Source organism: Quyinboa sediminis, from assembly GCF_042219855.1.
GTDB lineage: Bacteria > Bacteroidota > Bacteroidia > Bacteroidales > UBA5342 > JBHJHP01.
This window is the reverse complement of sequence record NZ_JBHJHP010000004.1, coordinates 426,927-440,684: the sequence shown is the minus strand read 5'-3', so window position 1 is coordinate 440,684 and position 13,758 is coordinate 426,927. Positions and strand designations below refer to the sequence as shown.

The window sequence follows — 13,758 nt, the reverse complement described above, 5'->3', positions numbered from 1 at the left end:
CTGTTTATTTTAAAGATTCTTTAAATATTCAGTTTTATTATCCAGAACCGATTCAATCAGCTCAAGTTCATCTGCCGTAAAATTTCTGCGGTGCAATGCTGAAAGGTTGTCCTTCAGCTGACCAACTGAACTGGCTCCGATCAGAACGGATGTAACCCTGTGATCTTTCAGCAACCACGCCAGGGACATCTGAGCCAGGGTTTGCCCCCTGCTTTCGGCCAGTCCGTTAAGCTTTCTGACTTTTTTAATTCTATCTTCTGTAATCCATTCTTTCTGAAGGTGACCATAACTTTTTGATGCCCGTGATCCCTCAGGAATACCATTAATATACTTATTAGTCAGCAAACCTTCGGCTAACGGTGAAAACACAATACACCCCACACCGTTTGTTTCTACAGTATCCAGTAAATTTTCCTCCACCCAGCGAACAAACATGTTATATTTAGCCTGATGCAAAAGACAGGGTGTTTTCCTTTCCTTTAATAAGTCAAAAGCCTTTATTGCCAGTTCTGCCGGATAATTGGAAATAGCCGCATAAAGCGCCTTCCCTGATCGGACAATGTCTGTCAATGCCTGCATGGTTTCTTCCAACGGTGTTTCAGGATCAGGCCGGTGATGGTAAAATACATCCACATAATCCAGGCCCATTCTTTTCAGGCTCTGATCCAGACTTGCCACCAGGTATTTACGGGATCCCCAGTTACCATAAGGCCCCTCCCACATATCAAATCCGGCTTTAGATGATATAAACAGTTCATCCCGGTGGTGATGAAAATCTTCTTTCAGAATTCTACCAAATGTTTCTTCGGCTGATCCGTATGGCGGTCCGTAATTATTAGCCAGATCAAAATGTGTTATCCCGTTATCAAATGCCGACCTGATAATCTGCCGGGCATTACTGTAATCATTTACGCCGCCAAAGTTATGCCATAAACCAAGTGACACTGCAGGTAGCAAAACACCGCTTTTTCCACACCGGTTATAGGTCATTTGTTTGTATCGGGCGTCTTCCGGTTTATAATCCATGCTGTTATACTTTAGTTTTTATCATCATTCCGGTTAAAAACCGGCCTGTATTTCCCTTTTCTTTTCTGTACGAAAAAAATGCATCATTGTTCTTCCATGTACAAAAAGAACTGGTTTCAATATTTGCCGAAGGAATACCTGCACCTTCCAACTGATAAAATGCAGCCTTTTTCAAATCAAGAAAAAAAGCATTGTTCTTTCTGAAATATACAGGTTTCTTTCTCAAAACATTTTTAATCTTATCTACAACCTCTTTTCCCACTTCATAAACATCAGCCTCTATGCATGGTCCAATGCCACAAAACAACGCTGTCATATCCTGAATCTGCATATTACGGAGTGTCTTTTCAATGATACCATTTTCTATACCACGCCAGCCTGCGTGAATTACAGCTACAGATTTTGAATGCTTATCATATACAGTAACAGGGACACAATCCGCCGTTCTGATACCTATAAAAGTATTGGGTAGTTTGGTTATCATGGCATCACAGGAAGACAATAGTTCTGTTTGTCTTTGTTTATTCATAACAGAAAAAGCCTTGTCAATAATCAAAACACTGTCTCCATGAACCTGAACCGGTAGTATAAACTGATTAATATAAGACACAGCTGAAATCTCAGATCTAAGCAAATTAAGATTTTGTACTACAGCATGCGGATCATCTGCGGTATTTTCTCCCAGATTAAAACGATCATACGGCGGTAAGCTTACGCCCCCCTTTCGCGATGTTGTCAGTTGCAGAATCTCCGGAAAGTTTTCAAAAACCGAATGCTGATACACTGTAATATGGCTCAACTCTTTCAGGATCATGGCAACATGGCATTATATATTTTCTGCTGAATATTTGTGCGCACATTTTCCTCAATAAGTTTGATATTATACGCGTCAGGATTTACCCTGTTGGATAAAAACACATATACGATCTGGTACTTAGGATCAATCCATAGATAGGTTCCCGTAAAACCGGAATGCCCAAAACTTTCCAGTGAAGCAGAAAGGCATGCCGGACTTATTTTAGATGTATCCGGCTCAGGCTTATCAAACCCGAGTCCACGCCGGTTCACCTGGTTTCCTGTTTGCGTATAGTATTCTATGGTTGCATTTTTAAAATACCTTCGATTTCCATACCACCCGTCATTCAGCAACATCTGACCATATTTTGCCAGATCTGTTGCATTGGAAAAAAGTCCCGCATGGCCAGATACCCCGCCTACCATTGCCGCTGCCTGATCGTGTACATAACCCCGCAGCAAGCGTTTTCTAAAAAAATGATCATCTTCCGTTGGTACTATACGTTGCAATTCAACTTTAGAAACAGGTTTGTACATGGTATTATTCATGCCCAGCGAACGATAAAACAAAGAATCAGCCAGAGTATCCAGGGTAGTATGCGTGACAAAGTCCACAACTTTTTCCAGGTAATAGAAATTCAAATCGCTGTACCTGTAACTGCGTGTTGAATCGACATCACTGGTATCAATCCAGGTATATATAGAATCTTTTATGGCATTAAACATATACATTCCCGGAACGACCTCAACAGAATGATCCGCATCCTTCTTTTTGGACACAAAACCATCTTTAAATTTAGCATACCTGTTTACGTATACGCCTTCACCAACCTGTATATTAAATATTGAGGTTTTACGTCTGCTAAACAGGCCATCTTTAAGTTTGTCCGTATCAATAATCATGTAATGAAACGGAATATAAGGCTTCAATCCTGACTGATGGAGTAACAATTCACGAATGGAAATATCACTTTTAAAGGTATCGGTACAAAGATGATCAAACTCCCTTAACTTCATATCCAGGTTCAGTTTGCCGACTTCGTTCAGGTGCATCACCACCGGCAACGTTGCTGTTATTTTAGTGACCGATGCCAAATCATAAAGATCATCCCAAACTATAGTATCCCGTTCTTTATATGTCTGGTATCCGTAAGCCTTATCAAAAATAACCTCCCCGTTTTTTGCAATAAGAACCTGACAACCGGGCATGGCCTTATCTGCAATAGCGCTGTAAACCAGAGAATCGATCAGGTTTAAAGTATCGGTCTGTAATCTTTCATTTTCAGGATAGCCATAATTCAGCCGGATTTTCGATGTGTACAACCCTGTTCCGGCAGGAAACAGTGGTCCGGCAGATACGGGCAACATCCCCATTGCAGGCAGACCTCCCATAACAATCTGCGCAGCAACCTTCTCAATTTCAGGTTTGTCCTCATATGCTACAAGTACCGAACTGAACCGTTTAAGCAGGGTATTTTTAATTCCTTTAAGCAAATAAGGATTGGAGAACAGGACCAGAGAAATATTTTTCTGTGACGGTAATTTCAACAGGATATCCTGAACTTTTTCATAAAACCCATAGTTTGTAGACACTGAAAAAATATTGCCTGTAAAGGCGACAATAATATCATCGTAACCGGATGCTTTTAACAGCGTTCGGTTTATCTGATCCGTATTGTTAACATCCAGTATAACCTGATCAAACTTCCTGTAATGTTTTAGCATATCACCAAATGCATCAAATTTTCCTCCGACTGAAATAATCAGAGAAGATCTTTCACTATCTGTTGAAAGAGGCAGCATCTGATGCTCATTCCTGACCAGTGTCACAGCATGTCTTATAGCTTTATCCACAGTATTTCTAAACTGCTGATTATCTTTTTCAAAGGCATACCGGGCCGGTACGGTTTCAGGAATGTATTTACGTTTTGCCTGAAGAATTCTTCTTAACCTGTCATCAATTTCCTGTTCAGATATGACCTTTTCAGAAACCGCGTTTTTTATTTCATTTACAGCCTTCCCGAGATCTGCCGGAAACAACAATACATCATTTCCCGCCAGAAATGCTTTTACGTAATGCTGACGAAACCGCTTATCAACTGCCCGCATATTCAATGCATCAGAAAAAATTAAACCTCTAAACTGAAGGTCATTTCTCAAATAATCCAGTGCCTGCTTTGAAAGCGAAACTGGTAAATCAGTTGAATCCAGTGCAGAAACCAGAAGATGCCCTGCCATGATTCCCTCAATTCCCAGATTTATTGCCTTTCTGAAAGGGATAAGTTCATTTTCTGATAGATCGTTTAAAGACTTATGAATGATGGGTAAATCATGATGTGAATCAAGGTTGGTATCACCATGACCGGGAAAATGCTTTCCTACTGCAACTACTCCGGCACTCTGCATCCCGGAGAAATAAGCATAGCCTTTATCTGCGACACGATTAGGGTTTTCACCAAATGAACGCATATTGATCACGGGATTCTCTGCATTGCTGTTAACATCAAGTACCGGAGCAAAATTAATATTGATCCCAACATTCCTGCATTGCATTCCAACGGCATAACCAACTTCTTTTACAATCCGGTTATCACGTATGGCTCCCAGCATCATATGCTTTGGAAACCAGGTCACTGAATCCAGACGCATGGAAACGCCCCATTCACCATCGATCGAATAAAACAAGGGAATTTCAGAAATGCCGTTTAAACGATGAATAAGATTCAACTGACGTGATGGCGTTCCCTGCATAAATAAAATGCCACCGGGCTCATATGTTTCAATCTTAAGTTTAAGTTGTTGATAATCGTTTTCTGACATTGCACTCTGCACATCAATAAAAAACAACTGACCGATCTTCTGATCCAGTGTAAGTGATGCAATCACTGAATCTATAGGATCGGACTTCTCCACAGGATCAACCGGAAAATTTTGCTGTGCGTTATTTTTTTGAAATGAAAAAAGAAATAAAAATAGTATGGTTAACTCACGAATTTGTCTCAACATCTGCCAGAAAACAATTGTATTGTCTAATTTTGCAACGAAATTAAGATATACTTTGCAGCATGGGAAATTTTGATGTAAAAATTAACATACCTGTTACTAACAATGCATTAACAGAAGTTTTGATAGCCTTTTTATCTGACTACGGATTTGAAGGATTTATTGAAGAGGAAAAACAGCTCAGAGCATTTATTCCAGACTCAGCAATTACCGAAACTGAATTAAATGATTATTTAAACAGCCTCCCTGTACAGGAAAAACTGACATATGAAATTTCGAAGCTGGAAGAAAAAAACTGGAACGAGGAATGGGAAAAAAACTTTTTCCAGCCTATCAGAATTGGTGATAAATGTTTAATTAGAAGCAGTTTTCATCCGGTTCAGTCCAAAACAGAATATGAAATTCTGGTTGATCCAAAAATGTCGTTTGGAACCGGCCATCATGCCACAACCTATTTAATGATAGAGGAATTGCTGGAAACGGAATTGCAGAACAAAACCGTTCTGGATATGGGGTGCGGAACAGGAATTCTGGCGATACTGGCTGCCATGCGGGGCAGTAAAAACATTACTGCAATTGATATTGATGAATGGGCATATAACAATACCCTTGAAAACATTGCCATAAATAAAGTTCATGGAATAGAAGTTGAACTTGGCGGAGCGGAGAAACTTGGACAAAAACAGTTTGATGTGATCATAGCCAATATAAACCGTAACATCCTTGTGGAGGATATGAAATACTACGCACCTGTCCTTAAGGCAGGAGGCAATATACTATTCAGTGGTTTTTACTTTAGTGATCTTTCCATTATTAAGGTGGCTGCAGAAAATAACAATCTCACATATCATCACCATAAGACCCGGTCTGACTGGACAATGGCAGTATTTACAAAAGCCTTACCCGATGCTTAAAGTCACCTGTGCTATTATCATAAAAGATCAAAAGATACTGATCTGTAAAAGAAGTTCAAAAATGCACAATGGGAGCAAATGGGAATTTCCGGGAGGTAAGGTCAAGGATGGAGAAGATCTGGAGACCTGCATTGTCAGGGAGATCCGGGAGGAACTTAATATCAGAGTTACTCCCAAACAACAATTGCCTTCATTTACTTCCGGTTCAACCATAGAACTTGTCCCTTTTATTTGCCCGGGATACGACGGACAAATTGCTTTAAGGGAACATGCTGCTTTTACATTCTGCGCACTCGTGGATTTGAACAATTATGACTTAACAGCACCAGATAAGTTGCTTTACAATTATATGATGAAAAACCCTGAATTATTAGGTTAATCGACGGGCAAACATTATTTTAGTACCTTTGCACATCACGTAAACAGAGATATATGATTCAATCGATGACCGGTTACGGAAAGGCCGTTTGTGAATTAAAAGACAAAAACATTACCATAGAGATTAAATCGCTCAACAGCAAACAGATGGACATTAACACCCGGATCCCGGGCATCTATAAAGACAAGGACGTTGAAATAAGATCCATTATATCCAAAACGCTACAAAGAGGCAAAGTTGATATGTTCCTTTATGTTGAAAACCTGGGAAATGAAACGTCAACTGTGATAAATGCCAACATTTTTGAAAACTATAAAAACCAGATTCTCGATATTTCCAAAGAATGTGATATTCCGGTTCCTGAAGATCTCTTTTCAACCATATTAAGGCTTCCTGATGCATTAAAAACTGAGATTGAAGAAATTAATGATGAAGAATGGAAGACCATACAAAACACTCTTGAGGAAGCTTTGCAACAAATGGTCAATTTCAGAATACAGGAAGGCAAATCGCTGGAAGAACATCTTATTGAGAAAATTGAAAATATCCGGCAGCTTCATAAAGATGTTCCGCAGTATGAAAAAGAACGAATTGAAAGGGTTAGAACAAGGATTATGGACAACCTGAATGATCTCAAATCCTCCATGGATTTTGATCAGAACCGGTTTGAGCAGGAAATGATTTATTATATTGAAAAACTGGATATCAGTGAGGAAAAAGTTAGACTTGAAAACCATTTGAATTATTTCATTGAAACACTGCATCTCAAGGATTCTTCAGGCAAAAAACTTGGCTTTATCGCTCAGGAAATTGGAAGAGAAATCAATACGATGGGATCCAAGGCTAATCATCATGAGATTCAGAAACTTGTGGTGCAGATGAAAGATGAACTGGAACAGATTAAAGAACAGGTCCTAAATGCTCTCTGAAATGAAAAGTGGAAAACTGATCATTTTTTCTGCCCCTTCTGGATCAGGTAAAACAACCCTTGTAAAACATGTGTTAAGCAAAGGCTTTAACCTGGAATTTTCAATATCTGCAACCAGCAGAAATCCCCGTGGCACTGAAGAGAATGGGAAAGACTATTATTTTTTAAGTCCGGAGGAATTCCGAAAAAAAATTGATGAAGGTGCTTTTCTTGAATGGGAAGAGGTATACAGCAACACCTTCTACGGCACGCTAAAGTCTGAAGTTGATCGGATCACAGCCAATGGTAACAATGTGGTTTTTGATGTGGATGTTGTGGGAGGTCTGAATATTAAATCATTTTATGGAGAAAGAGCTTTAGCTGTTTTCGTTCAGCCGCCATCAGTTGAGGAACTCGAAAAAAGGCTTGAATCCAGAGGAACAGACGATGCTGAGACCATCAAAAAACGTATTGATAAAGCAGAACAGGAACTCTCTTATGCCGGAAAATTTGATGTCATAATAATAAATGACAACCTTGATGAAGCCACAAAAGAAACAGAAAAAATACTCAGAAATTTTTTGAACTAAACTGACTTGATTTGAAAACCGGTTTATTTTTCGGCTCTTTTAATCCCGTTCATAACGGGCACATTGAGATTGCGACCTTTATTTTAAAAAACAGCGATCTGGATGAAATCTGGTTTGTGGTTTCACCTGAAAATCCATGGAAATCAGGTCAAAAAAAACCCACTTCTGAAATAAGACTGAAAATGGTAGAACTCGCGATCCACAACCGACCCGGATTGAAAGCAACAAACTTTGAAGAAAAACTGCCAAAACCATCGTATACCTATAAGTCGTTGCTTTATTTGAAGAAGAAGCATCCTGCGAATAAATTTGTTTTATTGATAGGAGGTGATAATCTTGAAGATTTTACCAAATGGAAAAACTACGATAAAATATTAGCGGACTTCGAGGTTTGGGCATACCCAAGAAATAAAAAAAATGATGCCGATACCACACTGAATATAAAACAAATAGAAGCTCCATTACTTGATTTTTCAAGCACTGAGATCAGGAACGAAATAATACACAATAATTTAAAGGATAATAGAGTTGATAATAAAGTCCTTAATTTTATAATTCAAAATAAACTATACCAGTCATGAGAATACCGGAATCTGAATTAATCATAAATCCTGACGGATCTGTCTTTCATTTACACATCAAACCCGGGGAACTTGCAGATAAAATCATTTTAGTAGGAGACCCGGGAAGGGTAGCAACCATTGCAAATGAATTTGACAGGATTGAGTCTGAAGCTGAAAACCGTGAATTCGTATCAAAAACAGGTTATTTTAACGGTAAGCATATCACTGTTTTGTCTACAGGGATTGGCACAGATAACATTGACATTGTTTTGAATGAACTGGATGCACTTGTAAATATAGATTTTGAGACACGCGAAATAAATGAGAAACTAAAATCTCTGGATATTGTTCGTATCGGAACATCCGGAGGACTGCACAAAGATATACCTGTTGATAGTATTGTAATGTCGGAACGTTCAATTGGTTTCGATGGTCTACTCAATTTTTATGAAGGAAGAAATGATGTTTCTGATTTAGATTTTGAGAATTACTTAAAGGACCAGCTTAAATGGATTCCCGAGCTGGCCTCACCTTATGTAGTTCATGCTTCAGACAAACTGATAAAAAGATTAGATGGTTCAAACATAATCAAAGGCGCTACGATTTCTGCACCCGGTTTTTACGGTCCGCAGGGAAGGGAACTAAGGTTGAAAACTTCCAACAGAGAGATCAACAGCATTATTGAAACATTCAGTTATAAAGGGACTATAATTGCAAACTATGAAATGGAAAGTTCCGCCATTGCCGGATTATCCGGATTACTGGGTCATAATGCTGTAACCTTATGTGCGATAATTGCAAACAGGGTGACAAAAGATTACAGTAAAGATTACAAAATTATTATTAAAGAACTTATTCAACATGTTTTAGAATTGATTTAAGTTTTCAGAATTAAGATTTTAATATATTTTTGCTTACATAAATTCTTATCTCAGCACAAATGAAAGAGGACAAAACCAAAGAGATTGATTTGCTTGATTTACTTCAGTCAATTGGCAGATCCATTGCAAAGTTTTTTATTTTCCTGTATGATACCCTTTGGTGGTTCATCGTTTTCGGAATTAAAAACTATATTTTAATGCTTGTTTTTGTTGTGATTGGATTAGGTTGGGGTATTTATTCCTCAATGACTTCAAAAGATGTATATCAGTCGTTTATGAAGATCCGGTCAAATGCAATGACAACCAGAGACTTAAAGCCTTATATTTCAGAAATTAATAAATATTTCACCAATAAAAACCAGTATACTTATCCTATTCTTGAACGGGATTTTAATCTTGATTCATCAGACGTCAGTAAAATTAACGCTGTGAAACCACATTTTTATATTGATTACTGGGATGATGGAATCATTGATGAACTGGATATAAATGACAAACATTCAACAAAAGATACACTGAATGTGATCGATTCGGCATACATGTGTATAGAAGCCCGTGTTCAGGATCCGCTCCTTTTTAATAAACTGGGGGAAAAAATTGTAGATTACCTAAACAGTAATCCGAATATTCAGAAGATTAACATAAATAGGTTGAGTGAAGTACAAAACAAAGTAAGTTCACTGAGCAGTGAGATTGATCTTTTAGATAGCCTGCAGCATTTTAGTTACTTCAACGGATCCAGAGATTTACAACAACTTCAGTTTAATAACAGACAGGGTCTGATTCTTGGAGAAAGCAGACAGCAATTGTATCACTGGGAAAAAATAAGACTTGATAATATAAGAAAGCCTTTTGTGACAGAACTGAACCTTTACAATAATCCCGTAACAATTATTGATGATTTCCCGATTGAAACCAATAAAATGCAATCAAGCATTATGGATATTGTGAAATCCATAATAATCGTCGCTTTTATTGGTTACCTGGTTTTGCTTCTGATTTACTTCTTTAAAAAGAATTATTCGAAATATGCTGATAAAGTTTGATTCTGATTAAACTTCAGAATCAAACTCTTCATTGGCTTCAATTTCACTTACGGGAGTTAATCCGGCTATGTCTTCGTTTTCATTTTCATCTTTAAAGTAAGGGAATACATCCATGATTGGTGTTTCCTGAATGGACTGAACCGTATAATCAACCGTTAAATCTTTCATTGATTCAGTCAGATTAGCCAGGGCTTCATCAATTTCTGTAGCCTGAACCAGCATATAATTGGATGTTTTTTTCTCTACACCTTTTTCTTCATCAAGGGTAATAAAAACCACTTTACATTTAAACCACCGGTCTCCGGAATCAAAAAAGAACAAGTCTGAGTAATTTGCGCGTTTAATATTCAGAATATTAAACTCTTCTCCCAGATATGCCTTTAGTTCTTCATATGTTCTTGCCTCAGCTTCTGTAAATGAAACTGCATCGACCAGGTAAGGTTCTGAAACTTTCTTCTCCTTTCCCTGCTCATCTATTTTCTGATATTTTACTTTTACTTCAAACCAATTCATAATATTTTCTAATTAAGGATGCAAAAATAAAGGTTTTTCCCGGCGGGAAAAACCTTTATAAAAATATCTGAATTTTAATTGATTTAAATACTCTTTATCAAGAGGTTAGGTGATAGGTACTGATAAGGTTCAACTCTCTTACTGATTAATTACAAATGACTTTCTGATCAAATCCTTGTCCGTTCTCAGAACTGCAACGTACTCACCTGCAGGCAATTTATTCATCAATACGCGACTATGCACCATTGGCTCATCCCTGAAATATTTAGAATAAAGCATGTTGCCATCTTCGTCGTTAACTGAAAAGAAAACCTTTGCTCTGTCCTGGTTAACGTAACTCAACGTGAGAACATCCTCAGAATAGTACATTACCATTTTTCCCGGTTCCTCTATTAACCTCACGGCCGATTCTTCCTCATCAGCATCAATTGGCACGGATTTGGATTCACTTGCCAAAACGGGTTGATTTTCAATATTAGACGCCAGGTAAAAATCGTTGTCATTACCAGCAAACTGTGCTTCCATACTTCCAAACGGTAAACCTGCTAACAGCAGACTTAAACCTACAAATAAACTTCTCTTTTTCATAATGTTATCGTTTAAATTATAAACTTACTTAAAAACAACTTACTCGAATTTCTACTTCTTCCACCTATTGTGCTATTTCGAGATTCTCATAACATTATTTTTGACAGTTCAAAGATATGATAAATATGTTTTACAACATAATTATATAACATAATTTTACAACATGTTTTTACAAAATACTCTAAGGCTGTTATTTAGATCAAATTAAAATATGTTAAAATAATTGGTGCAATGAATAAAAGACCTGAAATCAGTGTTCTTTAACTGTGAGTTGACATCCATAAAATGGTATAAAAAAGTTAACTTGCCGCATTAAATTGTATATTTGCCACAATTTAAAGGAGATATATTAAAAACGTAACGCGTAATTAGAAAAAGAAATGTTACAAGTAAAAACGAAAACAATTGAATTAAGTGATGGAAGAACCATCACGATTGAAACAGGGAAGTTAGCCAAACAGGCTGATGGCTCTGTTGTTGTCAGAATGGGAAACACAATGCTTTTGGCCACTGCAGTTGCTGCACAGGAAGCTGGTGAAGATGTTGACTTTATGCCACTATCAGTGGACTATAAGGAAAAATATGCTTCATTCGGGAGATTTCCTGGTGGATTTCTGAAAAGAGAGGGCCGGGCATCAGATGCTGAAATTCTGACAAGTCGTCTGGTTGACCGAGCATTACGACCGCTCTTCCCGGATGATTTTCATGCTGAAACCTTTGTTACTGTAAACCTAATCTCTGCCGACGGCACCGACATGCCGGATGCACTTGCAGGTCTGGCAGCTTCAGCAGCTCTTGCAGTTTCAGACATCCCGTTTAACGGACCAATTTCAGAGGTTCGCGTAGCAAAAATTGACGGACAACTTAAAATTAACCCTACATTCGAAGAACTTGATAAAGCGGATCTTGACATTATGGTTGGTGCCACCATCGACAACATCATGATGGTTGAGGGAGAGATGAACGAAGTTTCTGAAAAAGAACTCCTCGAAGCGATGATGTTCGCGCACGAAGCAATCAAGGTACAATGTCAGGCACAGATTGAACTGGCTGAAATGGTTGGTAAAGGAAAGCGAGAATACGACCATGAGAAAAAGGATGAAGAACTTAAAAAAGATATCTGGGATAAAACTTACGATAAGGTATATGCCATAGCACTTGAAGGAAATGCGGACAAACATGCCCGCCAGGATGCTTTTAAGGCTGTTAAAGAAGAATACATTGCCGGTTTATCAGAAGAAGAAGCTGAGGAGAAAGCTTTCCTTATTGGTAAATTCTATCACGATGTTGAAAAGGAAGCAGTTAGAAGAGCTATATTGGACGAGGGCATTCGTCTTGATGGCAGAAAAACAAATGAGATACGCCCTATATGGTCAGAAATTGATTATTTACCAGGTGCCCATGGTTCTGCAGTTTTCACCCGTGGTGAAACGCAATCACTTACAACCGTTACCCTTGGGACCAAACTGGATGAAAAAATTATTGATGATGTACTGAACCAGGGGAGAGAAAAATTTCTTTTACATTATAACTTCCCTCCTTTTTCAACAGGAGAAGCTCGTCCGCAGAGAGGAGTTGGACGTAGAGAAGTAGGTCATGGAAATCTGGCATTCAGAGCATTAAAAAGAATGCTCCCCAGTAATACACCGTATGCCATTCGCGTGGTTTCAGATATTCTAGAATCCAACGGTTCATCATCTATGGCCACTGTATGTGCCGGAACACTGGCACTGATGGATTCAGGTTTAAAAATCAAAAAGCCGGTATCCGGCATCGCCATGGGATTAATTACCGATAAAGGAAATGAAAAGTTTGCCGTTCTGTCGGATATTCTGGGTGATGAAGACCATTTGGGTGACATGGACTTTAAGGTCACAGGAACCCGCGATGGTATTACTGCAACGCAGATGGACATCAAAGTTGATGGTTTATCGTATGAAATCCTCGAAAAAGCATTGGATCAGGCAAGAGACGGAAGAATGCATATCCTTGATAAAATTGCCGAGACCATCGAAGAACCACGTGCTGATCTGAAACCGAATGCACCGCGCATCGAAGCCTTCTCAATTCCAAAAGAGATGATTGGTGCAGTAATCGGCCCCGGTGGAAAAATTATTCAGGAAATTCAGGAAGTATCCGGCGCAGTTATTACCATTGAAGAAGCCGATGGTAAAGGCCAGGTTCAGGTTGCAGCAGCTAATCTTGACAGCATTAGCAAAGCACTTGCAAGAATAAAAGCTATAATTGCTGTACCTGAAATAGGTGAAGTATATGACTCAACAGTTAAAGCACTGGCACCATTTGGAGCTTTTGTTGAAATACTTCCGGGAAAAGAAGGTCTTCTGCACATTTCTGAGATTGACTGGAAACGTTTTAAAGATATGGAAGAAACAGGCCTTAAGGAAGGTGATAAAATTCAGGTTAAACTCATCTCAATTGATGAAAAAACCGGTAAATTCAAATTATCACACAAGGTTCTTATTCCAAGACCTCCCAGAGAAGATAAACAAAAAGAAAATAACTAATTTAAGAGAAGCCCCGTTTAAAACCGGG

The 13,758-nt window shown here is 38.3% G+C and carries 13 protein-coding genes; 8 read left to right on the top strand and 5 right to left on the bottom strand.

The genetic code is table 11. The annotated features are described in order from the left end of the window. Window positions 1–9: 9 nt before the first annotated feature. Genes mgrA through ACE1EF_RS12270 form a run of 3 tightly spaced genes read right to left on the bottom strand, consistent with a single transcriptional unit; the run spans window position 10 to window position 4,827 of the window. Window positions 10–1,026, bottom strand: a complete 1,017-nt coding sequence (mgrA, locus tag ACE1EF_RS12280; RefSeq protein WP_375720964.1) for an L-glyceraldehyde 3-phosphate reductase — start codon at window positions 1,024–1,026, stop codon at window positions 10–12. 4 nt (window positions 1,027–1,030) lie between these two features. Further along, window positions 1,031–1,840: a peptidoglycan editing factor PgeF gene (gene pgeF, locus ACE1EF_RS12275; protein WP_375720963.1), complete on the bottom strand. Its 810-nt coding sequence runs from the start codon at window positions 1,838–1,840 to the stop codon at window positions 1,031–1,033. Further along, window positions 1,837–4,827 carry a serine hydrolase domain-containing protein gene (locus ACE1EF_RS12270; protein ID WP_375720962.1) on the bottom strand — a complete coding sequence of 997 codons (2,991 nt, stop codon included), beginning with the start codon at window positions 4,825–4,827 and terminating at the stop codon, window positions 1,837–1,839. Before ACE1EF_RS12270 ends, pgeF begins: the two co-directional genes overlap by 4 nt. Before the next feature lie 59 nt (window positions 4,828–4,886). Here ACE1EF_RS12270 and prmA point away from each other — a divergent pair, with 59 nt between their 5' ends. Genes prmA through ACE1EF_RS12235 form a run of 7 tightly spaced genes read left to right on the top strand, consistent with a single transcriptional unit; the run spans window position 4,887 to window position 10,104 of the window. Beyond that, entirely contained in the window at window positions 4,887–5,738 is an 852-nt protein-coding gene (prmA, locus tag ACE1EF_RS12265) for a 50S ribosomal protein L11 methyltransferase (RefSeq protein WP_375720961.1), read from the top strand. Next, window positions 5,731–6,117: a (deoxy)nucleoside triphosphate pyrophosphohydrolase gene (locus ACE1EF_RS12260; protein WP_375720960.1), complete on the top strand. Its 387-nt coding sequence runs from the start codon at window positions 5,731–5,733 to the stop codon at window positions 6,115–6,117. Before prmA ends, ACE1EF_RS12260 begins: the two co-directional genes overlap by 8 nt. Before the next feature lie 53 nt (window positions 6,118–6,170). Then, entirely contained in the window at window positions 6,171–7,046 is an 876-nt protein-coding gene (locus tag ACE1EF_RS12255; RefSeq protein WP_375720959.1) for a YicC/YloC family endoribonuclease, read from the top strand. Window position 7,047: 1 nt separating this feature from the next. Continuing rightward, complete coding sequence (gmk, locus tag ACE1EF_RS12250) at window positions 7,048–7,614, top strand: guanylate kinase (protein ID WP_375720958.1); 567 nt, start codon at window positions 7,048–7,050, stop codon at window positions 7,612–7,614. An 11-nt stretch (window positions 7,615–7,625) separates the two neighbouring features. Next, on the top strand, window positions 7,626–8,195 hold the full coding sequence (nadD, locus tag ACE1EF_RS12245) for a nicotinate (nicotinamide) nucleotide adenylyltransferase (RefSeq protein ID WP_375720957.1): 570 nt from the start codon (window positions 7,626–7,628) through the stop codon (window positions 8,193–8,195). Next, a complete protein-coding gene (locus ACE1EF_RS12240) occupies window positions 8,192–9,058 on the top strand; it encodes a nucleoside phosphorylase (RefSeq protein WP_375720956.1) in 867 nt (288 codons plus the stop codon). Before nadD ends, ACE1EF_RS12240 begins: the two co-directional genes overlap by 4 nt. 59 nt (window positions 9,059–9,117) lie before the next feature. Next, window positions 9,118–10,104 (top strand): hypothetical protein, encoded by a 987-nt coding sequence (locus tag ACE1EF_RS12235; RefSeq protein WP_375720955.1) that lies wholly within the window; start codon window positions 9,118–9,120, stop codon window positions 10,102–10,104. A 6-nt stretch (window positions 10,105–10,110) separates the two neighbouring features. Here the strand turns inward: ACE1EF_RS12235 and ACE1EF_RS12230 are convergent, their stop codons facing one another. Together ACE1EF_RS12230 and ACE1EF_RS12225 are read right to left on the bottom strand one after the other, a co-directional pair. Further along, window positions 10,111–10,617, bottom strand: a complete 507-nt coding sequence (locus tag ACE1EF_RS12230) for a DUF4494 domain-containing protein (protein ID WP_375720954.1) — start codon at window positions 10,615–10,617, stop codon at window positions 10,111–10,113. A gap of 138 nt (window positions 10,618–10,755) precedes the next feature. Beyond that, window positions 10,756–11,205, bottom strand: a complete 450-nt coding sequence (locus tag ACE1EF_RS12225; protein ID WP_375720953.1) for a hypothetical protein — start codon at window positions 11,203–11,205, stop codon at window positions 10,756–10,758. A 380-nt stretch (window positions 11,206–11,585) separates the two neighbouring features. Here ACE1EF_RS12225 and pnp point away from each other — a divergent pair, with 380 nt between their 5' ends. Next, entirely contained in the window at window positions 11,586–13,730 is a 2,145-nt protein-coding gene (gene pnp, locus ACE1EF_RS12220) for a polyribonucleotide nucleotidyltransferase (protein WP_375720952.1), read from the top strand. Window positions 13,731–13,758 lie beyond the last annotated feature (28 nt).